23 protein-coding genes are annotated in these 26,306 nt (G+C 66.9%); 7 read left to right on the plus strand and 16 right to left on the minus strand.

Annotation, left to right across the window (positions count from 1 at the left end):
• Positions 1-25: 25 nt before the first annotated feature.
• The 8 genes from BKA25_RS03060 to BKA25_RS03095 form a co-directional block, all read right to left on the minus strand.
• Positions 26-2,338: an MMPL family transporter gene (locus BKA25_RS03060; protein WP_069852297.1), complete on the minus strand. Its 2,313-nt coding sequence runs from the start codon at positions 2,336-2,338 to the stop codon at positions 26-28.
• 138 nt (positions 2,339-2,476) lie between these two features.
• Positions 2,477-3,550, minus strand: coding sequence for an alpha/beta hydrolase (locus BKA25_RS03065; RefSeq protein ID WP_069852296.1), 1,074 nt, complete (start codon positions 3,548-3,550; stop codon positions 2,477-2,479).
• Positions 3,551-3,639: 89 nt separating this feature from the next.
• A complete protein-coding gene (locus tag BKA25_RS03070) occupies positions 3,640-4,773 on the minus strand; it encodes an alpha/beta hydrolase (protein ID WP_069852294.1) in 1,134 nt (377 codons plus the stop codon).
• Between the two features lie 7 nt (positions 4,774-4,780).
• A complete protein-coding gene (locus BKA25_RS03075) occupies positions 4,781-5,854 on the minus strand; it encodes an NAD-dependent epimerase/dehydratase family protein (protein WP_069852292.1) in 1,074 nt (357 codons plus the stop codon).
• The gene (locus BKA25_RS03080; RefSeq protein WP_069852291.1) at positions 5,851-8,232 is read right to left on the minus strand and encodes an MMPL family transporter; all 2,382 of its coding nucleotides are present in this window, start codon (positions 8,230-8,232) and stop codon (positions 5,851-5,853) included. Before BKA25_RS03080 ends, BKA25_RS03075 begins: the two co-directional genes overlap by 4 nt.
• Before the next feature lie 181 nt (positions 8,233-8,413).
• Entirely contained in the window at positions 8,414-10,027 is a 1,614-nt protein-coding gene (locus tag BKA25_RS03085; protein ID WP_069852289.1) for an FAD-dependent monooxygenase, read from the minus strand.
• 397 nt (positions 10,028-10,424) lie between these two features.
• Positions 10,425-10,880 (minus strand): MaoC/PaaZ C-terminal domain-containing protein, encoded by a 456-nt coding sequence (locus tag BKA25_RS03090; protein WP_084643396.1) that lies wholly within the window; start codon positions 10,878-10,880, stop codon positions 10,425-10,427.
• Positions 10,877-11,344, minus strand: coding sequence for an FAS1-like dehydratase domain-containing protein (locus tag BKA25_RS03095; protein WP_069852287.1), 468 nt, complete (start codon positions 11,342-11,344; stop codon positions 10,877-10,879). Before BKA25_RS03095 ends, BKA25_RS03090 begins: the two co-directional genes overlap by 4 nt.
• Positions 11,345-11,728: 384 nt before the next feature.
• Between BKA25_RS03095 and BKA25_RS03100 the strand changes: the two genes are divergently transcribed.
• From BKA25_RS03100 to BKA25_RS03110, 3 genes are all read left to right on the plus strand, one after another.
• A complete protein-coding gene (locus BKA25_RS03100; protein ID WP_069852285.1) occupies positions 11,729-12,541 on the plus strand; it encodes an AfsR/SARP family transcriptional regulator in 813 nt (270 codons plus the stop codon).
• A gap of 53 nt (positions 12,542-12,594) precedes the next feature.
• The gene (locus tag BKA25_RS03105; RefSeq protein ID WP_069852283.1) at positions 12,595-13,632 is read left to right on the plus strand and encodes a TIGR03617 family F420-dependent LLM class oxidoreductase; all 1,038 of its coding nucleotides are present in this window, start codon (positions 12,595-12,597) and stop codon (positions 13,630-13,632) included.
• A 148-nt stretch (positions 13,633-13,780) separates the two neighbouring features.
• The gene (locus tag BKA25_RS03110) at positions 13,781-14,473 is read left to right on the plus strand and encodes a MerR family transcriptional regulator (protein WP_069852282.1); all 693 of its coding nucleotides are present in this window, start codon (positions 13,781-13,783) and stop codon (positions 14,471-14,473) included.
• Between the two features lie 82 nt (positions 14,474-14,555).
• Here BKA25_RS03110 and BKA25_RS03115 read toward each other — a convergent pair whose 3' ends face one another.
• From BKA25_RS03115 to tgmA, 3 genes are read right to left on the minus strand one after another with little or no spacing between them, the layout of a single operon-like run.
• On the minus strand, positions 14,556-15,680 hold the full coding sequence (locus BKA25_RS03115) for a methyltransferase domain-containing protein (protein ID WP_069852280.1): 1,125 nt from the start codon (positions 15,678-15,680) through the stop codon (positions 14,556-14,558).
• On the minus strand, positions 15,677-16,660 hold the full coding sequence (gene tgmB / locus BKA25_RS03120; protein WP_069852278.1) for an ATP-grasp ribosomal peptide maturase: 984 nt from the start codon (positions 16,658-16,660) through the stop codon (positions 15,677-15,679). Before tgmB ends, BKA25_RS03115 begins: the two co-directional genes overlap by 4 nt.
• A complete protein-coding gene (gene tgmA / locus BKA25_RS03125; RefSeq protein WP_084643395.1) occupies positions 16,653-16,940 on the minus strand; it encodes a putative ATP-grasp-modified RiPP in 288 nt (95 codons plus the stop codon). The genes tgmB and tgmA overlap by 8 nt, the downstream gene beginning before the upstream one ends.
• 214 nt (positions 16,941-17,154) lie before the next feature.
• Here tgmA and BKA25_RS03130 point away from each other — a divergent pair, with 214 nt between their 5' ends.
• A complete protein-coding gene (locus tag BKA25_RS03130; RefSeq protein WP_184285074.1) occupies positions 17,155-18,420 on the plus strand; it encodes a helix-turn-helix domain-containing protein in 1,266 nt (421 codons plus the stop codon).
• A gap of 123 nt (positions 18,421-18,543) precedes the next feature.
• Here BKA25_RS03130 and BKA25_RS03135 read toward each other — a convergent pair whose 3' ends face one another.
• The 3 genes from BKA25_RS03135 to BKA25_RS03145 all read right to left on the minus strand — a co-directional run bounded on the left by BKA25_RS03135 (position 18,544) and on the right by BKA25_RS03145 (position 21,054).
• Complete coding sequence (locus BKA25_RS03135) at positions 18,544-19,248, minus strand: SDR family oxidoreductase (RefSeq protein ID WP_069852274.1); 705 nt, start codon at positions 19,246-19,248, stop codon at positions 18,544-18,546.
• A gap of 121 nt (positions 19,249-19,369) precedes the next feature.
• Positions 19,370-20,035, minus strand: coding sequence for an HAD family hydrolase (locus BKA25_RS03140; protein WP_069852272.1), 666 nt, complete (start codon positions 20,033-20,035; stop codon positions 19,370-19,372).
• Complete coding sequence (locus tag BKA25_RS03145; RefSeq protein ID WP_172803865.1) at positions 20,032-21,054, minus strand: AfsA-related hotdog domain-containing protein; 1,023 nt, start codon at positions 21,052-21,054, stop codon at positions 20,032-20,034. The genes BKA25_RS03140 and BKA25_RS03145 overlap by 4 nt, the downstream gene beginning before the upstream one ends.
• Before the next feature lie 319 nt (positions 21,055-21,373).
• On the opposite strand from BKA25_RS03145, the gene BKA25_RS03150 reads away from it, so the two are divergent.
• From BKA25_RS03150 to BKA25_RS03160, 3 genes are read left to right on the plus strand one after another with little or no spacing between them, the layout of a single operon-like run.
• The gene (locus tag BKA25_RS03150) at positions 21,374-21,643 is read left to right on the plus strand and encodes an acyl carrier protein (RefSeq protein WP_069852268.1); all 270 of its coding nucleotides are present in this window, start codon (positions 21,374-21,376) and stop codon (positions 21,641-21,643) included.
• Complete coding sequence (locus BKA25_RS03155) at positions 21,636-22,859, plus strand: beta-ketoacyl-[acyl-carrier-protein] synthase family protein (protein ID WP_069852267.1); 1,224 nt, start codon at positions 21,636-21,638, stop codon at positions 22,857-22,859. The genes BKA25_RS03150 and BKA25_RS03155 overlap by 8 nt, the downstream gene beginning before the upstream one ends.
• A complete protein-coding gene (locus tag BKA25_RS03160) occupies positions 22,859-23,980 on the plus strand; it encodes a beta-ketoacyl synthase N-terminal-like domain-containing protein (protein WP_069854088.1) in 1,122 nt (373 codons plus the stop codon). Before BKA25_RS03155 ends, BKA25_RS03160 begins: the two co-directional genes overlap by 1 nt.
• Positions 23,981-24,243: 263 nt before the next feature.
• Here the strand turns inward: BKA25_RS03160 and BKA25_RS03165 are convergent, their stop codons facing one another.
• On the minus strand, positions 24,244-24,897 hold the full coding sequence (locus BKA25_RS03165; protein WP_069852265.1) for a response regulator: 654 nt from the start codon (positions 24,895-24,897) through the stop codon (positions 24,244-24,246).
• Positions 24,881-25,993 (minus strand): sensor histidine kinase, encoded by a 1,113-nt coding sequence (locus tag BKA25_RS03170; protein ID WP_084643393.1) that lies wholly within the window; start codon positions 25,991-25,993, stop codon positions 24,881-24,883. Before BKA25_RS03170 ends, BKA25_RS03165 begins: the two co-directional genes overlap by 17 nt.
• Positions 25,994-26,306 lie beyond the last annotated feature (313 nt).

Below are 26,306 nucleotides of genomic sequence, written 5' to 3' on the forward strand. Positions count from 1 at the left end.
CGCCCTGGTGATGCCGACGCGCGAACTAGTGCCGTGCGGCGGGCATCTCCTGCGTCGCCTGCGGAACCTCCACCGGCTGGCGTGGGCCCGACTCGGAGATACCGAACCGGTCGTGCAGCTTGCGCAGCGGGCCCGGAGCCCACCAGTTCGCCCGGCCCGCCAGCTTCATGAAGGCGGGCACCAGGATCGCCCGGATCAGCGTCGCGTCGATGAGGATCGCCACCGCGATACCGATACCGATCATCTGTAGATACATGATCTGCCCGGTTGCGTACACCGAGAACGACACGGCCAGGATGATCGCCGCCGAGGTGATCAGCGGGCCGCTGCGCTGCAACCCGAACAGCACCGCCTTCTCGTTGTCACCCGTGGCGTCGTACTCCTCCTTGATTCGCGACAGCATGAACACCTCGTAGTCCATCGAGAGTCCATAGGCCACGCAGAACATCAGAATCGGGAACGCCGGATCCAGGGTGCCGATCGGCGTGAAACCGAGCACATCGGCGAAGTTGCCGTTCTGGAAGATGAACACCAGCGCGCCGAACATCACCGACAGGCTGAGCAGATTGAGCACCGTCGCCTTGATCGGAATCAGCAGACTGCCCGACATCAGGAACAGGATGACGAAGGTGATGATCAGGATCAGCGCCCCGACCAGCGGCACCCGATCCATCAGCGTCGAGCGGAAGTCGGTCAGCTCCGCCGGATAACCACCGACCAACACCTCGTCGAACGGCGCAGGCACCGCGCGCAGCTCGTGGACGAAGCCGTCGACGTCGGTTCCGGACAGGATCTCCCGGGACGGGATCGCCTCCAACCGGGTGCCGGTGTCGCTGACCAACCGCGCCGAGTACTCGCCAGGACCGCGCAGCAGCTCGCCATCGACGTAGTCGCCGATCGAGGTGTTGACCTGGGAGACGCCGTCGACCTCGGACAGCGCGATCGCGTACTCGTTGATCGACTCGTCCGCCGAGCCAGTCGGGCCGCCGATGTCCGGGACGACGAAGTGGATGCCATCGTTGGCCTCCTGGGAGAAACCGGCGCGCAGATCGTCGTAGGCCTGCCGGGTCGAGGCCGACTCGGGCAGCACCCGGTCGTCGGGCAGGCCGATGCCCAGACCCAGCACCGGCGAACCGAGGACGGCCACCAGGATCAGGGCCAGACCACCGAAGACCCCGGGCCGCCGCATGACCAGCTTGCCGGTGCGGTACCAGAATCCGGTCTCCGAGTTCTCCTGCACCGTGGCCGCAGAGGTACGCCCACCGCCGCGCAGCACCCGACGACCCAGCGCGGCCAGCGCCGCGGGCAGCAGGACCAGCGAACCGAGGACGGCGGTGATCACCACGAGCACGCCCGCATAGGCGAACGACCGCAGGAACGAGAACGGGAAGGCCAGCAGCACCGAAAGCGAGGCCGCCACGGTGAGACCACTGAAGATGACCGTCCGACCCGCCGTTTGCAGGGTGGTGACCACGGCGTTGCCCACCTCGGCGCCCCTGGTCAACTCCTCGCGGAACCGGGCGATGATGAAGAGGCTGTAGTCGATGCCGAGGCCGATGCCCATCACCAGCGTGATGTTGGCGGCGAAGTTGGACACCTCGGTGAAGGCGGCCAACCCACGCAGCGCGGCCAGCGTCGCCAGCACCGAGAACAACCCGACGCCCAGGGTGACCAGGGCGGGGCTGACCCGGCGGTAGACCACGATCAGCAACACCAGCATCAGCGGCAGGATGATCAACTCCGCACGCACGAAGTCCTGGGTCGCCAACTCGCTGATCTGCCCCGAGATCGCCTCGGAACCCGCCACCTGCACGTTGATGACGTCGTTGTCGATGGTGTAGTCGGGCAGCATCTCGGCGATGTCGGCGCGGGCCTGCGTCGCGTCACCCATGACCCAGGCCAGCACCAGCGCCTGGTCGCCCGCGTCGCTGCGCAAGGTCGCATCCTGACCCTGCGACCAATAGCTCCAGACGTCGCCGACCGATTCCTCCGCCGCGAGGGTGTCGGCGAGATCGCCCGCCGCCTCGACGACCGTGGGATCGTCGACCGAACCATTCTGCGCCGTCACCAGCAGGATGAGGTTCGAGCTGTCGGTCTCATAGTCCGAGAGCAGGACGTCCTGCGCCTCGATCGACTCCGTCCCCGGCGCCTCCCATCGGTTGAGCACCATCGCGCTCATCGCACCGGCGGCGATCACGCCGATACCGAGGATGGCGATCAAGCCGCCGATCAGCGTCCAGCGCCGCCGTCGGACGACGAAACCTCCCAGCCGACCCAGCAGGGTGGTGGGCGGCCCTTCGGTGGGGCCAGGATGCTCCCGGCTGCGGGCGTCAGACATCGTGTGCCTTCTCCTTCACAATCATCAGCTGTTCTCGGCTGATCGAGCGGGGTGGAACTGCGGCCGGGAAGCCGGGTACCGAGCTGGCAGCGCGCGGAAAGGAATCGGTACCCGGCAGTGCTTTTTACCGCGGCTGAATCAGCGTTGATCCAGCCATTCCGCGATGCTGTCGTAGACGAGTTCTGCGTTGTTATCGATCAACATGATGTGACCGGCATCCGGGATGGTGATTTCGCTGATCTCCTCGCTTCCGGTGAACAGACCCGGATAGGGTTCGACACCTTCGCGCAGCGTGTCCTCGGCGCCGAAGACGAAATGCACCGGCACCTCGATATCCGCCAGATGCGTCAGGTCTTCGAGAATGGACAGCGGTTCGGAGACCATCACTCCGCAGGGACTGGGAACGTGGCGGTCGGCGATCGCCTCCCGGACCACCGGATCGATGGTGTCGCTGACACTGCCCTGGTAGAAGTCGTCGAGCGTCTGGTCGAAGTAGACGTACCCCGGTGTCTGCCCCGCCTCGACCTCGGCGCCCGGTGCGATGGTGCGCTGGCAGCTGTCGAACATCGGGAAGAACCGGCGGGCCGTCTCCGAGGTGATGCCGATGGCGGCCCAGCCGGTGGAGACGATCCCGTCGATGCTGCCGAAGGAGTACGCCACCAACTCCGCGACGAGCGCGCCACTGGAGTGGCCACCCATGAAGACCTGGGAGAATTCGATCCCTTCGGCCGCCGGGGCGTCGCCGTCGACCTGGTAATCGCCCGCCCGCAGCTGCTCGACGACCTGGTGCGCCACATCGGCATTGGCCCCGGTGCAGGTGTCGAAGCCGTTGGACAACGGGTTCTCCCCGTAGCCCAGCCGGTCGATGGACACCGAGACGTGGCCGCGCTCGGCCAGTTCCTCGACGTAGTTGCGGCCTTCGACGTCCAACCGCCAGATCCACTGGGCGGTGTTGGTGCCGTGCACATACAACGTCACCGGCGGGTCGCCCTCGGTCAACACCTCGGCCGGGCCAGTCAGATATCCGTGCACGGTGTAGGTCTCGCCGTCGGTGTCACATTGATTCAAGGTGCGATTGATGTTCTGCACGGTGAAGGACACCGGAACATCGATGATCTCGGTTTCCTGATCGGCGGCAGCCGCCGGGGACACCGCTATTCCCGTCACCGCGATGACGGCGGCCAGTGCCGAGACGATGCGAGAGCGCAGCATGATTCCTCCGGTTCGCCGTCGCCTTTCTCGCTGCGGCGGGGAATGGGAAGCGGGCGATAGGCTCGAATTCGGGTCGGAGTGCACTGTGTTCATCGGGCGGCCAACCAATCGGCCAATCCGTCGTGGAACAGCTCCGGTTCGCTATCCAGTCCGACGTAGTGACCGGCATCGGGCAGCGTGATCAGTTCGGTGTCGGCCTCGGAGAACAAGGCGAGTTGTTCCTCGCCGTCCTGAAACAGGCTGTCCTCGGTGCCGTAGACGCCCAGGACCGGCGTGGTCACTTCGGGCAGCTCCCGCAGATCGGTGGAGATGCCTTCGAGCTGGGAGACGACCTCCTTGCAGGGGTGCCTGGTCTGCAACGGGGTGGCTGCCGCCAACACCTCTGGGTCGGCGTCGTGGAAATTGGTCTCCACGTACTGGGTGGCGCCGACATCGAAGTAGGCGTAACCGCCGTCGACCTCGGGTTGTTGATCCGGCCCCGCGCTCTGCATGCAGGTGGACAGCCCGGCGAAGAACCTGGTCATGAACCGGTTGGTTCTGCCGAGATCGGCCCAGCCCATCACCACCAGTCCGTCGGCGTTGCCGAAGAGCGCGGCGTGCTGGGCGATCTGGGCGCCGGTGCCCAACCCGGCGAGCACCACCGAGGAGAACTCCACGACCTCCGCAGTGGACTCGACGACCCGATAGTCGCCTGCCCGCAGATCGCCGATGATCTGATCGGTCATGTCCGCCTGCGCGCCCAGGCACAGGTGATAGCCGTTGGGCCGATCGCTGGCGCCATAGCCGACCCGGTCGATCGTCAGCGAGGCATGGCCACGGCGGGCCAACTCCTCGGCATGGTGATAGCCGGGCACATCCAACCGCCAGTACCACTCGTTGGCGGAGAGATCGTGCTGGTAGAGGGTCACCTGCGGGTCCTCTTCGGCGAGCACCGACTCGGGGGCGGTCAGATGACCGCGCACCGTGTACGTCTCGTCCGTAGGGGTGCAGGGTGTGGCGGACCGGTTGACGTCGCGGACGGTGAACTCCACCGCCAGATCCACGATGTCGGCGTCGGCGAGTCGCCGCGCGGTCGCCTCGGCGGCCTGCGCCCGGGTCTCGTCGGATATCTGTTGTGCGCCTGCCGTCGGTCCGGGTGCCGCGCCGAGATTGGCCACCAGGGGAACGGCGGCGGCCACGGCGACGGCGGCCAGGACGATGCCGACGTCTTTCATTCGGGGCATGTCGCGCTCACTTCCGCGTCTGGGTGGTCGCCGAGGCCGGGAGCAGACCCCGTTCCCGGTACCAACTCGCCGTGTCGGCCAAGGTCTCGTGCAGCGGACGGAAGCGGACGCCGAGTTCGTGCTCCGCCCGTGCCGAGGTGATCGGATAGCCGGTGGACCGCAGCACGTCCACGCTCTTGCGATTGGCGACCGGCTCGCGGCCGGTGACCTTGGCGACGAGTTCCATGCCGCCCGCGACGGCCATCGCCAGCCCGATCGGCACCGGTCGCGGCGCCTTGGCCCCGGTCAGTTCCGCGACCCTGGCCGCGATGTCGGCCACGTCGTGCCGGGAACCGCCGACGATGTAGCGCCGCAGACTCACCCCGCTGATCGAGGCGGTGACACACGCCTCGGCGACATCGCGGGCGTCCACGACGTGGTTGCCCGCCTTGGGCACCGCGGGCAACGTGCCGCCTGCGATGGAGAGGAAGAGCCTGCCCGCAGAGGTCGGGGCGGCGTCGCCCGGTCCCCACATCCAGCCGGGCAGCACGATCGGCACCCGCAGCCCGTGGTGTTTTGCGCAGAACTCGCGAACCACCGCTTCCGAGCGCACCTTGCTGGCGCGGTAGGCGCTGCGTTCGACGTCGTGCGCGGGTGGCGTCTGTTCGTCGGCGGGCGCACCGGCGGGCCCGGCGGACAGCGTCCCGGTGGAACTGGTGTGCACCACGACCGGGACTCCGGCCCGATGCGCCGCCGCGAGTAGGTTCCCGACGGCGGTCACATTGGTGCGGTGCAGCAGGTTCACATCGGGATCCGGCTGGTAGTACTCCCGGAAGTAGGCGGCGGTGTGGATCACCGCATCGGTTCCCGGCAGCTCGTCGCGGAAGCTGTCGACGTCGTTGATGTCGCCGATCACCAGCGTCAACCGGGGGTCCGATGGCAGCAGCTTCCGTGCCTTCGCCGCATCGCGGACCAGGGCGACGACCTCCTTGGCGCCCCTGGCCAGCAGCGCCGTGACGATGTTGCTGCCGAGGAGACCGGTCGCGCCGGTCACCAACGTCCGAGCAGGCGCTGCCGAATCGTGGCTATCAGCGGCATTCATGATTCGGTCGTTCCCTTCGACGGGGTCGAGTCGGTTGCCGAGCCGCCCGAGGTGTTCGAGGTCAGCGCGCCGACGGGATCAGGTGGTGCGGCGGCCCGCCGATCGACGGAATCGATTGCCGGGGACACCTCGGAAGTGCCTGCGGATCCGGTAGGAGGCGGCGGCGGAGGATCGACGTCCTCGTCGGGACCGCCCTCGTGCAGCGCGAAGCGGCGTTGCAGTCTGCGCAGCGGGGCAGGCGCCCACCAGGCGCGCGGCCCGGCCAGCGAGAGCGCGGCGGGGAAGAGCAGGCAGCGGACCACGGTGGCGTCCACCAACACCGCAAGGGCGGCACCCCAACCGAGCATCATCGAGTTGGTGATCCGCGAGGAGCCCACCGCGATCAGGACGACGGCCAGGATGATCGCGGCGGCGGTGATGATGCCGCCGGTTCGTTGCACACCCAGCGCGATCGAGCCCCGGTGATCGCCGGTTCGGTCGTACTCCTCCTTGATCCTGGCCAGCAGGAACACGCCGTAGTCCATGGACAGACCGAAGGCCAGACAGAACATCAGCACCGGTAGGAAGGTGTCGATGTAACCGGTGACCTCGAAGCCGAACAGCCCGCTGAGATTGCCCTGGCCGAAGACCCAGACCACCGCACCGAACATCGCGGCCAGGCTCAGCGCGTTGGACACCACGGCAAGCAGCGACACCAGGATTCCGCCGGTGAGCAGGAACAACAGCACCAGCGTGACGGCCAGGATGATGGCCGCGGCGATCACCAGTCGTTCGCCGATCGCGGCCTGGCTGTCGACCAGCGTCGCGACCTGACCCGCCACCCCGGTCTCGAAGGACGCCTGCGTGTCGTGGATCGCTCGGACCAGCGCCATCGTCTCCGGCGAGATGTTCTCCACCTCGGGCACCGGCACCACACCGATGAGCGAGACGTCGCCGTCCTGCTGGAGTGAATCGATGATGGTCGGCTGCTGGGTCTGCTCACCGCCCGCGAAGACACCGACCGGGGTGAGCACCTCGTCGACGTTGTCCAGTGTGGACAGTCGGGTGGCGTAATCGGCCAGATCCTCGGGTTCGGCGTCCTGGGCGGCGATGTGGATGGTGCCGGTCACCGAGCTGTCGAACTGGCTTTCCAGTACCTCGGAGACCACCCTCGGCCCGGCCGAGTCGGGAAGCTGCCGGTGGTCGGCGGTGCCGAACTCGGCGTTGAGGAACGGAACCCCCAGCGCCAGCAGGAACACCACGGATCCGATCACGAACACCGGCGCCCGACCGATCACGGCCGTGGTCATCCGATACCAGCGGCCCTGCTCCGGGGCGGCCACGGCAGGCCCGGTGGGTGCGCCTCGGCGGAACAACCGGCGCAGATCCAGCGCGTCGATGCGCTTGCCCAGCACCAGCAGCAGCGCGGGCAGCACGATCAGCGCGGACAGCGCGGCCAGCAGCACCACCGGGATCCCCGCATAGGCGAAGGACCGTAGGAAGTACTGCGGGAAGATCACCATCGAGGCCAGTGACACCCCGATGACCAGGGCGGAGAACGCCACGGTGCGCCCCGCCGTGTTCAGGGTGCGTACCACCGCCTCGTGCGGGGTGCGGCCCTTGCCCAACTCGTCGCGATGTCGCCGCACCATCAACAGCGCGTAGTCGATGGCGAGTCCGAGCCCGAGCGCGGTGGTCAGGTTCTGCGCGAACACCGAGACATCGGTGAAACCGGCGATGATCGACAGCGCCGCATTGGTGCCCAGGATCGACACGATGCCGACGACCAAGGGGAGCAGGGCGGCGACCGCACTGCCGAACACCAGTACCAACAGGATGAAGACGACCGGCAGCGCGATCAGCTCGGCGCGCAGCAGGTCCTCGCCGATGGTGGTCTCCATCTCGGCCTGGATCGCCAACTCGCCGCCGACTCGCAGCGTCAACTCGCCCTCGACGCCCTGGTATTCGGGCGCGATGGTGTCGTAGACGTCCCTGGCATCCTCGGGGGTGCCCTCGATGTGGGCGACGATCAGCGCGTAGCGGCCGTCCGGTGAACGCATGTCCTCGGCGGCGCCGGTCCAGTACGAGTTGACGTCGGAGACCGAGTCCTCGGCGGCGAGCCGGGTGACGACCTCGGTGCCCTCCCGGGCGATCTGCCGGTCGTTGACCTCGCGGTCGGCCTCGACCAGCACGATGAAGTTGGACTGGGTGCCGGGGAAGTGCTCTTGCAGCAGCTCCTCGGCCTGGGCGGATTCCGAGGCCGGGTCGGACAGACCCTCACCGCGCAGGCGATCCACGACGCCCCCGCCGAGGATCATGGCGTCGACCAGGAACAACAGCGTGCAGAACAGCAGCAGTCGGGGACGTGCCGTCGCCAGCCGCGTCAGCAGTCTGAACATGACGAGAACGCCTTTCCAAGCGGGTGGCCCAGGCCGGGCGGCAGTTGGGTGACCGGGCGGCCGGCTGTCACGAACCCGGTGGCTGCGGTCGACGGAGCGGCAGGCGCGGCACTGCGTGGCCCGCGATGAAGCGGGCTCATGCCGTCGGCCTGCGCGCGTCGAGCGGGCCTGCGGTGCCCGATCATCGGACCGTCGGGGTGGTCGGGCCGGGCAGGACACCGGCGGCGACCGGGCGCAGCCGGTTCAACATGCGGACCGGTTCCCAGGTCGTGCTGCCCTCGGCGACATAGCCGTCCGGCCGGATCAGGATCAACCGGCAATCCGCGAGCCTGCCGGTGGGCTGCCAGGTCGCGGGTCGGATGAGCGGCGCGAACTCGCGGAGCTCTGCGAGGTCCTCCTCGCTGCTCAGCACGCGAATCGCCACCCGATCGGCGAGCGGGCCCACCGCCGCGACGGCGTCGCGTACCTCGTCGGCCGAGCCGGGGCCGGGCACGACGAGCAGGGTGTGGCGAGGTTCGTGCAGCAGCTTCGACAGGCGGATCGGAGCAGGCCCATCGGTCGGGGTCAGGGTGACATCGGCGAGGTCGGGGCCGATGGCCCGCCGCCCGCCGAGCGCGCCGACCGCAGGACTGTCCCGGTAGTCGAGGTCGTTCTGCGCCAGCTGGGGAACGATCTTGTTCTCCAACACCCCGGCCTTGCTGAGCCTGCCGAGGACCAGGTCCCGCAGGCCCCGACCGAGTCGACCGCGCAGCCCCCACATCCGGGTCTGCTGGTGGGCGGCCCGCATCACGGTGGTCGCGACCGGCGCCCGTTCGGCCTCGTAGCCCGCGAGCAGCGGCTCGGCCTCGGCGCCGCGCAGGATGAGCGCGAGCTTCGAGGCCAGGTTGTCGCCGTCCTGGATTCCGGTGTTCATGCCCTGCCCGCCTGCGGGACTGTGCACGTGGGCGGCGTCGCCCGCGAGCAGGCAGCGGCCCGCGCGATAGGTGGCCGCACGGCGCTGGTGCACCTGGAATCGGGTGCTCCACCGCAGGCTCTGCACTCGCAGCGCATACGGCGATCGCTCGTCGATGAGTTGCTGGATCTGTGCCTGCGTCGGCGTCTCGTCGGCCTCGCCGACCCGGCTGCCGTCGGCGAAGACCCGCAGGTCACCGTCGGGCAGCGGCACCACGACGAGGATCCCGTCCGGATGCAGGTGATAGTGCACCTCGTTGACCGGGCCGTCCCCGGTGATCCGACCGTCGCCCAGGATGTAGGTGCCCGAGTAGGTCTGGCCGTCGAACTGGATTCCGGTGAGTTCCCGGACCTTGCTGTGGGTGCCATCGCAGCCGACGACCCAGTCGGCCTGGAGCCGTTCGGGGCCCTCGGGGCCGTTCAGTTCGACGGTGACCGACTCCGGGCCGTCGGTCAGGTCGATCAGTTCGGTGTTCCACTCGATCCGGCCGCCCAGGTCGGTGAGCCGGGTGCGCATGATGCCCTCCACCGCGGGCTGCGGCTCGCAGATCGGCATCGGCATGTCCACACCCGGGAAGCGCACCAGCGCGACCGTGCGGTCGCCGGACCAGTAGCGGGCCCCGGTCATCTGGACGCCCGCCTCGGTGACCTGCCCGGCGATGCCGTGCCGGTCGAGGACCTCCAGAGCACCCGGCCAGACGGTGAGCGCTCTGGCCTGATGGTTCGGCCGGTCGATCGCTCGGTCGACGACACGGCATTCGATGCCCTGCCTGCGAAGCTCGCAGGCCAGCGCGAGTCCAGTCGGCCCGGCGCCGACCACGAGTACAGGGATGTGCGTACTCATACGTTCAGCTCCAATCGGACTAAGCGACGACTCGAGGGCCGACGCGTGGTCGGAAGCCACGCTGTCAGTGGGCGATCAAACCGGGAACAACGTCGAGACAAAGTGGATAGCGGAACTTGTGAGTACCGATAGTAGAGCTATCCAGAATGGTGCGTCGAGTCGACGTCCGCCCCGCGTCGTCGCGCCGCCGCCGCGAATGGGCGGTAGATGCCGCTCTACCTGCGGCGATGGATGGCGTCCGATGTGGAGAAAACTCCCGGGCCCGCCGACCGAGGGCGGGCGGCCGGGGCCTGCCGGCGGCGAGTCCGGTGTCATCACTCGGTCGAGAAAAGGTGCGGTCCGCCCATTTCGGGTGCCGGGGCGCAGGGCTGGGGCTCTCGGCGCGGCCGCGCTTCGACTACTGCTCCGCAGCGGATTCCAGGACGAGCCTGGCGCGCGTCAAGACCTTGTCCCGGCCACATCGGACCGTGAGATCGATGCGCACACGATGGTCCGTGAGCCGCTCGCCCACGAGCGCGTCGACGGTGATCTCGGCGCCACGGCCGTCATCGGGGACCGGCACGGGCTTGGCGAAGCGGACGCCGTACTCGACGATCCGCGAGCCGCCGCCTGCCCACTCCCCGACCGCGCGGGCCGCGAGTGCCATGGTCAACGCGCCGTGGGCGATCACCCCGGGCAACCCCTTGGCCTCGGCGGCGTGATCGCTGAAGTGAATCGGATTGAAGTCACCCGCCGCTCCCGCGTAGCGGACCAGATCGCCCCTGGTCACCGCGAAGCGCCGCGTGGGCAGGGCGGTTCCCGGCGCAACGGCCCGGAGGTCGACGTGCTGAGTCGGCAGGGCTGCTCCGGTCATCGCTGCGCTCCAACGGGTTGGTCGACGGCGACCGCGATCAGCGTCGAGGTGGTCGTGCACATCAGCTGACCCGCCAGGTCCCGGATCTCGCTTGCGAAGGTGATGACGTCGGTGTCTCCGACCGTGTCGAGCTCGGTGATCGTCGAGGTGACGTCGAGCCGGTCGCCCGCGTGGATGGGGCGAGTCGTCCGGATCATCTGATCGCGATGCACCACACCCTCGGCAGCCATGCCGAGACCGGGATCGAGCAGCGCCCGCACCTCGTTGTGCAGCGTCAACAGCAATGGGAAGGTCGCGGGAGCGAGCAGGTCCGGATGACCAGCACGCTGCGCGGCTGCCACGTCGAGGCAGGCGGTGTCGGTCTCGCCGACCGCGTCGGCGAACTCACGGATCTTCTCCCGGCTCACCGGGTACGGCTCGTCGTTGGTGTACACACGGGCCAGGTAGGCGAGGTCGACTGCCATCACAACTCGTCTCGTCGAAAGAAGGCGGTGGAAACCGCGATACTCGCTAGTAGTACGGTCCTTCACGGCGCAATTCACTACCCGTGAGCAAAGTTGGTGAGGATTTGACCACTGGGCTCACTACTATGGGGTAACATTGGCGCCGCTCCTGCCACGATAGAGCGACCGGGGGGTCGGTTTATCGGTCTATGGACACATTCCACTGCTACTTTCGAAACCCCCGATGTGCCGATCGGGACAGCTGGCGTGTCTTCTGGTGCAACTCGGTTGCACGGGCTCGGGCTGGATTGCTAGGAAGTAGCCGAAAGTGTTCGGCCCCGGGCTCGTCGGCGCGCTCTCGGGTCTTCCTTGAAGTGACGAACGAACATCATTCTGGGGGATGAAGTGATTCGTTTCAGTGTGCTCAACAGGCTGGAGACCAGAACCGAACTCGGTTCCTGGATTCCGAACGGGCCCAAGCTTCGGAAAGTTTTCGCGGTTTTACTGCTTCGCGCCAATCAGGTCGTCGAGGTGGAGACATTGGCCGATGAATTGTGGGAGAGCAAGCCGCCTCGCAACGGAAAAGGGACCATTCGGACGCACGTCTATCATCTGCGGCGCATGCTGGAGGCCGAGCGGGCGACGCAGGGAATCGCTCCGCTGCTCATGACCGAACCGGCGGGATATCTGATCCGGGTCCGGCCGGAGGAACTCGATTCCTCGGTCTTCGTCGAGATGGTGAGTCGGGGCCGGTCGCTGCTGGAGGCGGGGGCGGCATCGGACGCGGCGGAGACGTTGCGCGAGGCCCTGGCCATGCTGCCGGACCGGCCGTTGTCGAACGTCTCGCTCGGCCCGGTGCTCTCCCGGCACGTCACCTACCTGGAAGAAGTGCGAAATCGCGCCTTGGAACTGCGCATCGAGGCGGACCTGCGACTCGGTCGGCATCGGGAATTGGTCGCCGAACTCCGGTCGCTCATCGCCGCGCACCCGCTCAACGAGTGGTTCCACGCCCGGCTGATCGAGTCACTGCACCGGTCGGGCCGACGCGGTGAGGCGCTGATGGCCTATCACGACCTGCGCGGTCTGCTCGATGAGGAACTCGGACTCGAACCCTCGGAGGAGGTGCGGCTGCTGCAGGCCGAGATCCTCGCCACGCCCACCCGGTTCGCGCCGCAGCCCCGGCATCGCGTGCCAGCCGTGGTCCGAGCCGTCAGCTGAATCTACGCGCCCATTCGGCGATTTCCTTGAGACATGAGAGAGGCGAGCCGACCATGCTTATCGACTTTCATACGGTATCGCATCCACCGAATCGGCTGCGTACGGTAGCGCGCGAACTCGAATCGGTCGGATACGATTCCGTGTGGACGACGGAGACTCGATTCGACCCGTTCATCGGACTCACTTTAGCGGCCGATGCCACCGAACGAGCCCGGTTATGCACCGGTTTGGCTGTGGCATTCGCGCGCAATCCGATGACCATGGCGATGAGTGCCCACGATCTGCATACGGTGTCCGAAGGGCGTTTCGTCCTGGGTATCGGATCGCAGATCAAACCGCATATCACCCGGCGATTCAGTATGCCGTGGTCCGCGCCTGCGGCCCGGATGCGGGAATTCATTCTCGCGATGCGAGCCATCTGGCATTCCTTCCAGACCGGGGAACGGCTGCGATTTCGCGGCGAGTTCTACCGGCATACCCTGCTCGGCTCCTTCTTCGACCCCGGCCCGAGCCCGCACGGGCCGCCGCCGGTGCTACTGGCCGGGGTCGGCGAGCTGATGACCGAGGTCGCGGGCGAGGTGGCCGACGGTTTCCTCGTGCACTCCTTCTCCTCGCGGCTGCATCTGGAGAAGGTGGCGTTGCCCGCGCTGCGGCGGGGTCGGGAGAAGGCAGGCAGATCGCTGACCGATTTCCAGATCCACGTCGCGCCGTTCGTGGTGAGCGGGCGGACCGAACAGGAGTATCTGGAGTCCGTCGAGCATGCCAGGGCTCAGCTCGCCTACTACGCCTCGGTCCCCGGCTATGCGCATGTGCTCGAGCTGCATGGCCTGGGCGAGGTCGGAACCGAGCTCTACCGACTGGCGGCCGAGGGGCGAGCCGACGAGGCCGCCTCGGTGATCGACGACGACGTCCTCGATGTGTTCGCCATCGTGGGCGAGCCCAAGCAGGCCGCGGCGAAGATGCTGGAGCGGTTCGGTGATATCGCGACGAGCATGGCCTTCTACCAGCTCGACGGCGGGGACCCCGATCGGTGGGCGCCGGTCTACGAGGAGCTGCGGGCACAGCAGGTCGCCGCGCCGGGCGCCGCCTGAGGATGTTCGGGTCCGGCCCGTCGGGGTCACGGTCGTTCGACCGTGCCAGTCTAATAATAGATAGCAGAACTATCTGGTATCTCTGAGTTAGACTAAGGAACCCGACGGGCCGGTCGAGCCGGAGAAGAAGCGATATCCGGGAGGGTCGATGCGGATCGCGGAGTTGAGTCGACGTGCGGGAGTACCGGTCCCGACCATCAAGTTCTACCTGCGTGAGGGGCTGATCCCCGCAGGCGAGCGGACCAGTCCGAACCAGGCACAGTACGACGAGTCCCACCTGAGCAGGCTTCGCCTGATACGCACCCTGGTCGACGTCGGTGGGCTGTCGGTCGCCTCGGCGCGGCAGGTGATCACCAAGATGAACACCCCCGGGCTGAGCGTCCTGGAATCGCTGGGCAAGGCCCAGTTCGCCATGACGACCAACAAGGAGCCCATCGAGGACGAGGCGTGGTTCGACGCGCTGGCCCAGGTCGACGAGCTCATCGAGCAACGCGGCTGGCAGGTACGGGCCACCAACCCCGCCAAGCAGACTCTCGCCGGAGTCCTGGCGACCTTGAACCGACTCGGCAAACCCGAGCCGCTGACGCTGCTCGACGACTACGCCGCCGCGGCCGAGACGATCGCGACCTCGGACGTCAAACTGCTGCTTCAGGGCGATGACGTCGACGGCATGGCCGAGGCCCTGGTGGTCTGGACGGCCCTGGGCGACGTGGTCCTCAGCGCGCTGCGCCGACTAGCCCAGGAAGCGGTGGCGACACCGATGCTCGCGGGTGCGGCACGACAAGAGCCCGAATCCGACGTCGTGACCGATGGGAGCGGAACGGAACCATCGGCTCGGTGATGCGGGTGGTCGCGTGACACGGCGTCGACTGGAGCATCGACGCCGTGCCGACCAACATCGTCCATCCTGTTCGACCGCGTGTTCAACCAAGTTCGCAGAACACGGCATCCGCGCGATCAAGCCATAGCCTGTGGTCACCGTCAGCGGTGACACTCAGACCGAATCGTGTCGGGCTCGGCCGCCCGGCGCGCTCCCATCGCGCGGCCAGCATGCCCAGTTCGGACCACAGGCGCCGTGGGCCGTGTTCGATCACCGCAGCCCGATCGCCGTCGATCGGGCTGGCCCGTACCCAGGATGCGGTCTCCGGATCGACGAAGATGTGAACCCGGGGGTCGAGAATCGTCACCCACTCCACCGAGGGCAGCACCCAGGCCGCGATGACCTGAAACGTCCTGGTGGCCAGGGCAGCTGGGAAGTCCCGCGTCGTCGGTGCACTCGTGTCGGACGACGTTGCAGCCACGAGTTCGCGTGTGGTGATCGCTCGTTCGGACACATTGTGACGCAGCCTCATGAAGGCGGCTTCACCGATGAAAGGTCCGACGACACCGCCGTCATCACCACGGACAAGTCGCGCCAAGCCGATGCCAACGTTCACCACGATGACTCCGTTGGGTTTCAGCTGAGCCGGCCAAGCGGGCGGAATCCGCAGAACACCGCAGGTGGCGATTATCCGATCGAACGGCGCATGCGCCGGTATTCCCATTGCGCCGTCATCACAGACGACCGTCGGCCGGTATCCAGTCGACTCGAGTGCGCGACGAGCCGCGTCGATCAAGGTCGGGTCGATGTCGACCGAAGCCACCGCCGCATTGCCCAGAACATGGCAGAGTAGTGCGGCGTTGTAGCCGGTGCCCGTACCGATCTCCAAGACCGAATGTCCCGGACGGGCATCGAGCTGATCGAGCATCAAAGCCATGAGTGTGACCTCGGTCGATGAGCTGGTGTAACTGCCACCTGCGTCCTGTTGGGTCAGCAGAGTCTCATTGGAGTAGCAAGCCTTGAGCGCTGCGGACCGTTGTGTCGGGTCAGCGAGATCGAACGCAGTCCGGGTACCGCTCGCCGTGAAGCGAGTGACGAAGCGATGACGGGCGACGGTACGAAACGCCTCTTGCCACTGCGGGTTCGGAATCGCCCCGGACTCGATCAGACCAGTGATGAATTGCTGTCGAAGGGCCGAAGGATCCTCGAGAGCGTTGGGAGCCGTCATTCGGCGCGAACTCCTTCTTCGAGTGCGGTGGCCAAGGCATCTGCGATGGCTTCTCGTTGCGGGTGCGGCCAAGCCCATTGGCCGTTGGGATTGATCTCCAGAAAGATCCACTCGTTAGTGGGAGTCACCACGAAATCGAGCGCTCCGAACATCAGATCGAGTCGGTGCATCAACCGGCGTACACCTCGAGCGATCGTGTCCGGGATCTGGATAGTCGAGTAGGTCAGACGTCGGTGATCGGAACGCCAGTCCTGGCGGCCATTGGCGGTTTCGACGTCGATTCGGAGGCCGAACATGGTGTTTCCCACGGCAGTGAGCCGTACCTCGTATGCCTTGGGCAAGCATGCCTGGAACAGATGGGCGGTATGCCGCACGGCATCGGTGATATCTGCGGAGGTCACGGAGGTCGTGAACAGCGCAATGGGACGGCCGGACTCAGAGCGCGGGCCGCCCCGGAACGATTTGTAGATGGCACCACCCGGCTGCGCGGCTACGAACGAGCGAGCCAGCTCGGGATCATTGGTTATCAGCGTTTCCGGAATCGATAGCCCGACCTCGTCGGCGACGACCAACTGCATCGGCTTGTCAGAGCCGATCACGTTGCGCACCGGATGATTGATCCAGCGACAACGCAATGTTCCGAGTAGCCCTCCAATTCCCGCCCGCGCCTCACCGATCGCCCAGGTTTCCTCCGTACCGCTCATCCCGGCCAGAGTCCGGAATCGAGATGGTTTGCGGTACCAGACCGCGCCGATGTCCTCGACTCCGACACTGCGGTGCGAACCTCGGATCCGGCCCGACCACCGCCGAGCACCGGGCCCGATACAGCCGGACACTGCAAGCTGGATCGGGAAGTCGGCCAGGTCGAAACGCATCACGGGAACCCGGAGGTCAGTGAGCCGCGTGACCACATCGTCCGCAGTAGGGTCGAAATCCTTGGTGATCACTAGAACGTGACGGTCCACATTGGGCTCAGTCATCGGGGTCGTAGTCCGGCCATTCCTGCATGTCCTGGATTGTCAACCGCGAACTGGTCGTCACCGCGGACAACGGGTGATCGACGAGTGGGGTGCCGTCTCGAGTCACGCTGATCTGACGCTCGTCGTCGTAGACGACTTCTGCGAGCCGCGTCATGTCTTCCGTCGCGATCGGGGTGGCCTTCGTGAGGCCGAACGGCCGTGCTGCGGAAGGTTCATCCATCGAGATCTGGAAGTGGAATGGTCCCGTAGGAAGCAGGGTGGTGACCAATGCATCGTCCATATTGCTTCACCTTCCTTCAGAGGCGCTTCTCCTTGTTCATCGGGAGAAGTCGGGATCGCTTCATCGAGGGCTGAAATCGCCTGTCAGATATCTAGGATCACCGTTAGGTTGGCTATGCGGAACAAGCGAGCGTTGACAAGCGTTGGCAGCGCTGGTCGGCGATGTGTCGCCGAGGGGATTCGATGCACTACTCTCCGTGTTCGGGGGTGATCGTGTGCAGCACCAGACCACAACCAGTCTGTTTGCACTGGCACTGCGGCGAACAAGGGAGTCCGCTGGTGCCTCGCTCAGCGCGTTGGCACGAAAAGCTGGGTATCACCCGTCAACGTTGTCCAAGATCGAGAACGGGCAACGAGACGCCAGCCGGGACCTGGCCGAGGACCTGGATACCGCGCTGAAGGCTCAAGGCGCTTTGCTCAAGGTCTGGCATGCGGCACGGTCGACGACCGATACTGACGTCAGCCTGATTTGGGTTCTGATCCCAACCAGCGAGGGAGTAAGCCCGATGGCCCTGTCTCGTCGTGATCTCGTTGCCGCAATTCTTGCGGCCGCGGGCGGGGCGGCGATGGCCGCGCCACCATCGGCACTGGCCACGACGACGAATCCCTCGCCGGAGACGATCCTGGGGATGCGGAGACTGTTGGAGGAATTCTGGCGGCTCGGCAGGATCACCGACCCAGCCACCTTGATCCCGAGCCTGACCGGGCAGATTTCGACCATCGGCACGTTTGCTCCGAACGCGACCGGTTCGGTTCGTACGGATCTCTTCGGTCTCGGCGCACGCTTTGCCGAATATCTGGCGTACATGTTCGAGGAAATCGACGATCGCTCGGCGGCTCGGTACTGGATTGACCGTGGTGAGCAGATGGCTCGAGCGGCTGCTGACGTCGAGATGGCTGCGTACATGTGGGTTCGGCGATCCCGAGTGCTCGCCTCGGATCGCAGCACAGCGGAAGCGATCGCTGCTGCGCAACGAGCACGCAGTGCAAGCGTCGGACCGTCGTTGCGGACTGTTTCGCTCCTGCGAGAAGCGGAAGGGTTGGCTCAACGTGGCGAGGACACTCGGGCACATCGAGCCTTGGACGCCGCAGCGGAATTCCACATCGTGGCTGACCCGGCCGAAGGCACTTGGTGCAGCCGGACGGTGCCAGGCGTCGTCGAAGTGGTGCGTGCGCGCGTGCTCGTCGATCTCGGCAGGCCCGGTGACGCCGCAGAGGTCCTCGATGGACAGTTGCCGATGATTCCCGCGACGTCGAGGCGCCAGCGGATGCGCTACGGGTTGTTGCTCGCTCTCGCTCGTTCGCGCGAGGGCGAGCACGAGGAAGCCATCAGGCTCACTCGGGTAGCACTGGACGAAGGTATGGGAGTCCGGTCGGCGGAGGCGCGTGCGCTGGCGGTCGAGTTGCGCGAATCGCTGGCTTGGTCGGACGCATCGGGCGCACGGGCCTTGCGTCGGGACTTGGCGGCGCTGCCCGGCTGAGTCGCAGCGGTCGGCACGGAGACAGCGGACAGCACACTCACCAACATGCCACCGGCAGGCCATGGCGCTCATAAAAGACGGACGGAGGCGGCCTCTGGGGTAAGCCGCCTCCGCCCTGCGGGGTCAGTGCCCCATCCCATTCCCGCCGCTGACCGGCACGAGGGCGCCGGTGATGTACCCGGCGCCGTCATCGGCGAGGAATCGGACTGCGGTCGCCACCTCCTGCGGGGTGCCGACACGTTTCAACGGCGTGTTCGCCAGCACGTGCTCACGGCTCTTGGCGCTCATCGAGCTGATCATCTCGGTCTCGATGAGTCCGGGGTAGACGACGTTCACGGTGATCTTGCGCGGACCTAGTTCCCAGGCCAGCGAGCGGGCCAGTCCCACCAGGGCGGACTTCGACGAGGCGTAGTTCGTCACGCCTGCGCCGCCCCAGAACGCGGTGGTGGATCCGACCAGGATGATCCGGCCCCACCGGGCGCGGACCATGTCGGTGACGACGGCCTTGACCGCGCGCACCGAACCCATCAGGTTGGTGTCGATGACGTCGGCGAACTCCTGTTCCGCCATTCCGAGGAACAGGGCGTCCCTGGCGATGCCCGCATTGGCCACCAACACCTCGACCGGGCCCTGCTGGCTGCGGACCTCGTCGACCGCGGCCTCGACGGAGGCCGTGTCGGTGACATCGCAGCGAACACCGAACACACCCTCCGGTGGTTCCCCGGAGCGGTAGGTGACCGCGACCTTGTCACCGCCCTCGACGAAGGCCGTCGCGATCGCCGCGCCGATGCCTCGATTGCCTCCGGTGACCAGTACCGAACGGCTCACCTCGTGCTCCTCTCTCGGTTCGGGTTCTCCGGCGCCCGGCTTCGCCCGGAAGCGCCTGCTTTCGCCGTGCGGTCCGCCTGCCTGCGTGGCGCGGGCATGGCTCCTGGCGTGCTGTCCGATGTCACGACGTGGTGACCGGCGCCGTCGTCAGCGCCTCCAGTGCACGGATGGCCTCGTCGGTGTCCTGGAAGTGGATCGAATGCCAGCCCGCGTCCTGCGCGCCCGCGCAGTTCACGGCCAGGTCGTCGATGAAGACGCTGCGCTCGGGTTCGATGCCGGAGGTCGAGGTGGCGAGATCGAAGATCTCCCGGACCGGCTTGCGCAGCCCTGCCTCGAAGGACAGCACGACATCGTCGAACAGGTCCTCGGGCGGGACCATCGCTCGCCAATGGACATCCCAGGCGGGCGGCATGTTGGAGAGCATCCCGACGAAGATCCCGCGCTCCCGAACCTTGCGCAGCGCTGCCAACCACGGCTCGTTGACGGCTCGGCCGTCGAACCAGTCCTCGCCCATCGAGGTGATCTCGACGCGGATGCCCGTGTCCTCGAACATCGCGTCGGTCACCTGGCGGAGCCAGTCCCGTTCGCTGACCAGCGGGGTGTCCAGCGGCTCCATGATGTCGGTGGTGCCGTAGCTCTGGGTGACCTTCCAGATGGCCCGACCCAACGGGGCGGGGTCCAGATTCTTCTTGCGGCAGAAGGCAGCCATCGTCTCGGATACCGGCGGGGTCAGCACGCCGCCGAAATCGGTCCAGACTGCGTCGACGGTACGGGTGGGCTCGGTCATCGTCGTTCTCCGATCGACGCGGGCATGGCGAGCGAGATCGAGATCGTGGCGATCGTGATCCCGTCCTGGGTGAAGACGACCGTCCTGGTCAGCGCGCCTGCCTCGGCTGCGGGCTCGGTGGCGGTCGTCGCGTGGACCGGTGCGTCGAGTTCGGCGAATCGGTGGAACGTCGCGGCGATCCCCACCACCGGCGGGAATCCGGCCGCCTCGGTCGCTCCCGATTCGCGGACCGACAGCAGCGCCAGCTGGCGCGCGCCCTCGGTGAGGGTCATGGCGGGCAGGTGGTCGTAGTCGTGGTCGAACAGCGCCCGGTTCTCGTACCAGGGCGCCATCACCGCCCGAACCTCGTCGGCGCCGTATCGGACGTCGGCGAGCACGACGTTCATCGGATGCACCCGGCCGACCAGACCCGGCGCCACCGAATTCGGATAGGGGCCGCCGGTCATGTCCGCCGTGCTCGGCGCGGGATTGCCCCGTTGCAGATGCCGCAGGGCGTCGTGTTCGTGGTGGGAGAGCATCTGGATCTCCATCACCTGGCTGCCGACCGGGCGCCCGCCGATGGTGAACCGCTGCTCGGCGTGTCCCTGGCGCAGCACGCCGCCGCGCACCCGGGTGGCGGCCATGACACTGTCGATCCGTAGTTCGACCGGCCGCCGGGACATGATCAACTCGGTCGGATCGTCCAGCCGCAGGGTGAAGCTGTTCACCAACATCGCGGTCCGCATGGGCACCCCGGACAGATGCGCCCCGTAGATCCCCGCTTGGCGCGCGCACTCCACGATGAGCAGCGGATCCACCATCGCAGGCCGGGCGACGTGGTCGTTGTAGTAGGAGTGCGTCAACGGTAGTTGCGCGGCGGCGGCGAAGGCCAACTCACCGGCCTGGTGTAGGTCGGTCACGAACACCTCGGACACCGAACTCCGGTGCACCAGACCCCGATCGATGGTCTTGGTGAAGCTGAGTTCGGCGGCATCGAGACCGGGCGGCGCCGTGCTGGTGGACAAGACAGGCGTCGTCATCGCGGTTCCGGCTCCTTTCGCGCCCTGCTCCGGGATGGGAGACATCACGGGTGTCGGCGATTCGATGTGGTGGAACACCATTCTTGAATAGTCTGATCAAAGCCCGTTCAGCCAGCGATCAAAGCCTGGTCAGAGCCCGAACAATAATTCGACGTGCCACTTTGAAACCACTTGTCGAGGTGGTTGAAACATTCGTAGCATCGATCCCAGATCGCCGGGAGGATGCGGTTTGACGGGCGCCGATGGCCGTCGACCCCGCCGATCGTCGCTGGCAGGAGTGCCATCGGAATCGCTCGAATCGAGAGACAGGAATCAGGAAATGACGCAGGGAATCGCTGACGGAGTACGCGACAAGATCCGCGAGATTATCGCCAACGAATTAGAGCTGGACCCGTCCGAGCTCACCGAGTCGGGGCATCTGGTGGACGACTTCGATGCCGACTCGCTGTCACTGATCACCGTGGTCGCCAGGATCGAGAAGGAACTCGGGGTGGTCATTCCCCGCGACGAGCTGCCGAATCTGAGCACCCTCGGCCTGGTCTTCTCGGCCGTCGACCGCTACGGGATCGGACAGGCCGACAATGCCTGAGCCGATGCCGCGTCGAGTCGTCGTCACCGGCCTCGGCGCCGTGAGCAGCATCGGGACCGGAGCCGATGTCTTCGCGGCGGGCATCCGCGCCGGGCGCAACGGCTTCAGACCGATCAATTCCTTCGACAGCACGGGATTCCCCGCCACGATCGCCGCCGAGGTGCCCGACTTCGATCCCACGGCGCTCATCCGCAATCTCGACGTCGAGCAATGGGGGCGGTCCAGCCTGTTGGCCGCGGCCGCCGCCCGCCAGGCCGTCGGCGACTCCGGCCTGGATCCCGACGAGCTGGCCGCCTCGGCCGCAGGCTCCATCATCGGCACCACCGGCGGCGAATCGGTGCCGATCGGGCAGTTGGTCGGCCAATGGGTGGCCGACGGGCTCAAGAGCATCGACGGCCGGATCGTTCCGCAGGCCTTGGCCAGCCAGATCGCCAATGCCGTCAACAGCGAGCTCGGACTCACCGGCGATGCGGTCACCCTCGGAACGGCGTGCTCGGCGAGCAACTTCGCCATCGGCTACGCCTACGACCTGGTGCGCACCGGCGAGGCCGACTTCATGATCGCGGGCGGCGCCGATGCGGTGAACCGGTCCACCCACGCCGGGTTCTATCGCCTCGGGGCGTTGAGCACCGACGGCGTGTGCAGGCCGTTCGACGTCGACCGCTCCGGGATCATCACCGGCGAGGGCGGCGTGGCCCTACTCTTGGAACCGTTGGAGCACGCCCAGGCCAGGGGTGCTCGCATCTACGCCGAGGTCCTCGGTTACGGGATGAACTGCGACGCCCGGCACATGGTGAACCCGGATTCGGAGCGGATCGCCGAGTGCATCCGGCTCGCCCACGACTCGGCCGGTGTCACGCCGGAGGACATCGACTACATCTGTGCGCACGGCACCGGAACGGCGACCAACGACAGCACCGAGGTCAGCGCCGCCCGCAAGGTGTTCGGCGAGACGCTGCCGCCGATCAGCTCGATCAAATCCAGCATCGGCCACACGATGGGAGCCGCCAGCGGCTTCGGCGCGCTGATCTGCTGCCTCGCCGTGCACGAGGGTTTCCTGCCGCCGACCGCGAACCTGCAGCGGATCGACCCGGCGCTGGGTAGGGGAATCGACCCGCTGCCCGGGGTGGCCAGGGAGGAACCGGTGCGCATCGCGCAGAACCACGGGTTCGCCTTCGGCGGCAACAACGCCATCACCATCTTCGGGAGGCTGTGATGACCGCCGCGAGCACGGTGGAACCGTTGACGATCACCGCCTGCTCGGCGGTCAGCGCCGCGGGATTCGGCATCGAGGTGCTCGGCGATCGACTGCGTACAGCGGATCGCGCCACCGCGTCCGCTGTGGAGGGCACCTCGGCGGAGCGGAGCACCGAGGAGGACTTCCCACCTCGGCCGGTGCGCACCATCGCCGACTTGCGGGTGGCCGAGTTCCTCGGCCGCCGGGGAACCCGGAACCTGGACCGGTTGACGCTGCTCGGGCTGATCACCGCCAAGCAGCTGCTCGACGAGACCGGCCCGGTGGCCGAGGACGACCAGCCCGACGTCGGCGTCGCCATCGGCACCGCGGCGGGCAGTCTCCGCACCCAGGCCGAGATCGGGCGCGACACCCTGATCGAGGAGAAGCCGTACCTGGTCAACCCCTCGCGGTTCCCGAACACGGTGATGAACAGCTGTGCGGGGCAGATCGCCATCCGCAACTCGCTGCAGGGGGTCAACGCCACGTTGGCCGCAGGCCAGCTGTCCAGCCTGCACGCCCTGCGGTACGCCAGGGTCGCCATCGGTAGGAAACGCGCCGGTCGGCTGCTCGTCGGTGGCGTGGAGGAACTCAGCCCGCAACTCGCCTGGGGCTGGCATCGGACCTCGGTGGTGCCCTCGGACGTGCCGTTGGGCGAGGGCGCTGCCCTGCTGATGGTGTCCGAGGTCGAACAGGACCGGGACTCCGCGATCGCCCAACTACTGGCCTGCGAGGTCGGTTTCGCGGCTCCGGGCAGCAGAACCATCCCCACCCGAGTGCTTCGCACGCTGCTCGACCGGGCCTTGACCCGCAGCGGCCTGACTCCCGACGAGGTGGACGTCGTGTCGTTGGGTGCGGTGGGCAGTCCCACGCTGCGGCGGGTGGAGGAACGGGCGGTCACCGAGGTGCTCGGCGAACGAGCCGAGCGGATCCGGGTGGCCGACGTCGTCGGCGAGTGTTTCAGCGCCAGCGGGGCGCTCCAGGTCGCCGCGCTGCTGGCCCTGTGGCGGCGGGAACCCGCCGAGCGGCCGAGGGTCGGTGTCGTGACCTCGGTGGGACCGGACGGGAACCTGGGCTGCGCGGTGATTCGCGAGGCCGCCTGAACCGGGGAGTCTGCGGCGGGTCGTCGGCGTGCATGCGCCCGACGGCCCGCCGACCGGCTTCCGACGGGCGGCACCGGATCTCGAGTTCGGCGCGAGGGGCCTGCCGTGGACCGACGTTGTCCAGGGTGCCCGAGGAATGGTGTGCGAGATCAGGAATCGGGGGAGCGGACACCCGGCGATCCTGTTCGGGGAAGCACCGGCGGCGCCGGGGGGGCGCGACGCCGGCTGGCGATCGATGCACCAGACCGATGGGGGGCTGGTGGTCAGTACCGTTTGCGGATCAGGGCGAGATCCACGGCCTTGTTCACCGCGTCGATACGGGACATCGCACCGAGCTTGGCGAAGATGTTGCGTAGATGGCGTTTCACGGTGCCCTCCGTGATGGAGAGCTTGCCCGCGATCTGTCGGTTGCTCATCGCCTCCGACACCAGGGCCAGCACCTCGATCTCTCGGCTCGACAGCGGACCGGACACCTCGGCGTTGGCCCCGGACAGCGCCAGCGCCTCCCGGGACACCGACACGGTGACCTGCCCCTCGCCGGTTCCGGCGCTGCGGATCGCGTTGATCAGATCGCGCTGGCCGATGCTCTTGTGCAGGTAGCCTGCGATGCCCAGGCCCAGCATCTCGCGGACCAACTGGGGATCGTCGTACATGCTCAGCACGATCACCCTGGCTTTCGGGGCCACCTGCAGTAGGCGTTCGACGGTCTCGAGCGGTTTGCTGCGCGGCATCTCGACATCCAGCAGCACCACGTGGGGCTTCGTCGTCGCGGCCAACCCCACCGCGGTCGCGCCATCGCCTGCCTCGCCGACGACGGTGAAGTCGTCCTCGGTGAGCAGGACGTCGCGGACCGCCTCCCGGAGCAGGGTGTGGTCGTCGACGAGCAGGATGCGGATGGTGTCAGTTGCGGCAGCCATCGACGACTCCTAGCGGCAACGAGATCTCGACCGTGGTGCCGCTGTCGGGGGCGCTGGTGATGGTCGCCTTGCCCCCGAGGAGCGCGGCCCGCTCGCGCATCGAGTCCAGCCCGTAGGCCAGGCCAGCCCGATGCACCGCGTCGACGTCGAAACCGACACCGTCGTCGATGACGATGGCCCGGACCGACTTGGGTTCGATGTCGACGGAGACCGCCACGTTCTCGGCGTCCGCATGACGAATGGTGTTGCGCAGGCACTCGCGGAGCATCACGAAGAGGGCATCGCGATGATCCAGCGGCAATTGCGCCTCCTCGCCCCGAACGACGATGTGCGATCGGGTGCGCTCGGGCTTGGCCGCTTCGACGAACCGGCTGAGCGCGTGACTGATACAGGTCGCGGGCTCCTGGTGACGCAGGTCGGAGATCACTCGCCGCGTCGCCTCCAGCACGTCGTCGACCGCCGCCCTGGCTCGGACGATCCGATCGGTGCTCGGCTCGTCGCCCCTGGACTGCTCCAACTGATAGAGGTCGAGGTTGCGGGCGACCAGGCTGACGCTGTTGCCGACCCAGTCGTGGATGTCCCTGGCGAGCCTTCGCCAGTCCTCGGCCTTGGAGTGCGCCGCGCGTTCGAGCAGGTTGCGTTCGTAGCCGTCGAGGATCGCCGTCACGTGCTCGGAGATCGTCCGTTCCAGGATCCGCAGCATCTCGACGAGCCTGCGCGGGGCGGCCGTGGGCCCGGCGTCCTGCAGGAAGCTCTCCGAGACGAGCTCGAAGAGCACCGAGCCCGCGTCGAGGACATCGTTGGGCCGAACGCTGCGCTTGGCCACCTCGGAGCCGAAGTCGTTCGCGGCGGCCCTGGTCTCCTGACTCGGCACGAAGTCGGGATCGGAGATCTTGGCCAGGCAGTCGTCGAGAATCATGGAGACCTGCGCCCGAACCTGCGGCCAGAAGCCGGGGTCGGTCGTACGCGAGATCTCGCTTACCCCGAGTCTGAACTCGAACTCGTCGACAATATCGATACGTTGTTGCATGTCTCGGTTGGCAGGCGGCGGTTGGATACTGGCCGCCGGCGGTAACGCGTAGGTAGAGTTACTCATCTGACCCCCATCAGAAACCTCGGTACTGGGTGCTCGCGATCCGGCAGCGGGTCAATTGTGTTTACTGGTCGGTAATATGTGCTGGTTCGCGAGACCGGAACCATGTCGAGAATCCCTGCCTTCAGTCGTGGTCGGCATCGGGCAATTCCAGTTTTCAGTCTAGACCTTGATCGGGAGGACGCGACGGAGAAAGTGGAATCTGTTGCCGGTGACGCGATCGGGCATAGCTTTGGAGTCGATATCGGGTTCTTACTGCGCTTTCTCACGGGTTAGGACGGTGCGTAGTGGACGGTCGCCACGCGGCGGGCGGACG

The organism is Actinoalloteichus hymeniacidonis (assembly GCF_014203365.1).
GTDB classification, from domain to species: Bacteria; Actinomycetota; Actinomycetes; order Mycobacteriales; family Pseudonocardiaceae; genus Actinoalloteichus_A; species Actinoalloteichus_A hymeniacidonis.

Excerpts from the sequence above, each read along its gene's own strand:
- BKA25_RS03060 (WP_069852297.1), bottom strand. The coding sequence starts at position 2,338 with ATGTCTGACGCCCGCAGCCGGGAGCATCCTGGCCCCACCGAAGGGCCG.
- BKA25_RS03065 (WP_069852296.1), bottom strand. The coding sequence starts at position 3,550 with ATGCTGCGCTCTCGCATCGTCTCGGCACTGGCCGCCGTCATCGCGGTG.
- BKA25_RS03070 (WP_069852294.1), bottom strand. The coding sequence starts at position 4,773 with ATGCCCCGAATGAAAGACGTCGGCATCGTCCTGGCCGCCGTCGCCGTG.
- BKA25_RS03075 (WP_069852292.1), bottom strand. The coding sequence starts at position 5,854 with ATGAATGCCGCTGATAGCCACGATTCGGCAGCGCCTGCTCGGACGTTG.
- BKA25_RS03080 (WP_069852291.1), bottom strand. The coding sequence starts at position 8,232 with ATGTTCAGACTGCTGACGCGGCTGGCGACGGCACGTCCCCGACTGCTG.
- BKA25_RS03085 (WP_069852289.1), bottom strand. The coding sequence starts at position 10,027 with ATGAGTACGCACATCCCTGTACTCGTGGTCGGCGCCGGGCCGACTGGA.
- BKA25_RS03090 (WP_084643396.1), bottom strand. The coding sequence starts at position 10,880 with ATGACCGGAGCAGCCCTGCCGACTCAGCACGTCGACCTCCGGGCCGTT.
- BKA25_RS03095 (WP_069852287.1), bottom strand. The coding sequence starts at position 11,344 with ATGGCAGTCGACCTCGCCTACCTGGCCCGTGTGTACACCAACGACGAG.
- BKA25_RS03105 (WP_069852283.1), top strand. The coding sequence starts at position 12,595 with ATGCTTATCGACTTTCATACGGTATCGCATCCACCGAATCGGCTGCGT.
- BKA25_RS03110 (WP_069852282.1), top strand. The coding sequence starts at position 13,781 with ATGCGGATCGCGGAGTTGAGTCGACGTGCGGGAGTACCGGTCCCGACC.
- BKA25_RS03115 (WP_069852280.1), bottom strand. The coding sequence starts at position 15,680 with ATGACGGCTCCCAACGCTCTCGAGGATCCTTCGGCCCTTCGACAGCAA.
- tgmB (WP_069852278.1), bottom strand. The coding sequence starts at position 16,660 with ATGACTGAGCCCAATGTGGACCGTCACGTTCTAGTGATCACCAAGGAT.
- tgmA (WP_084643395.1), bottom strand. The coding sequence starts at position 16,940 with ATGGACGATGCATTGGTCACCACCCTGCTTCCTACGGGACCATTCCAC.
- BKA25_RS03140 (WP_069852272.1), bottom strand. The coding sequence starts at position 20,035 with ATGACCGAGCCCACCCGTACCGTCGACGCAGTCTGGACCGATTTCGGC.
- BKA25_RS03145 (WP_172803865.1), bottom strand. The coding sequence starts at position 21,054 with ATGACGACGCCTGTCTTGTCCACCAGCACGGCGCCGCCCGGTCTCGAT.
- BKA25_RS03150 (WP_069852268.1), top strand. The coding sequence starts at position 21,374 with ATGACGCAGGGAATCGCTGACGGAGTACGCGACAAGATCCGCGAGATT.
- BKA25_RS03155 (WP_069852267.1), top strand. The coding sequence starts at position 21,636 with ATGCCTGAGCCGATGCCGCGTCGAGTCGTCGTCACCGGCCTCGGCGCC.
- BKA25_RS03160 (WP_069854088.1), top strand. The coding sequence starts at position 22,859 with ATGACCGCCGCGAGCACGGTGGAACCGTTGACGATCACCGCCTGCTCG.
- BKA25_RS03165 (WP_069852265.1), bottom strand. The coding sequence starts at position 24,897 with ATGGCTGCCGCAACTGACACCATCCGCATCCTGCTCGTCGACGACCAC.
- BKA25_RS03170 (WP_084643393.1), bottom strand. The coding sequence starts at position 25,993 with ATGAGTAACTCTACCTACGCGTTACCGCCGGCGGCCAGTATCCAACCG.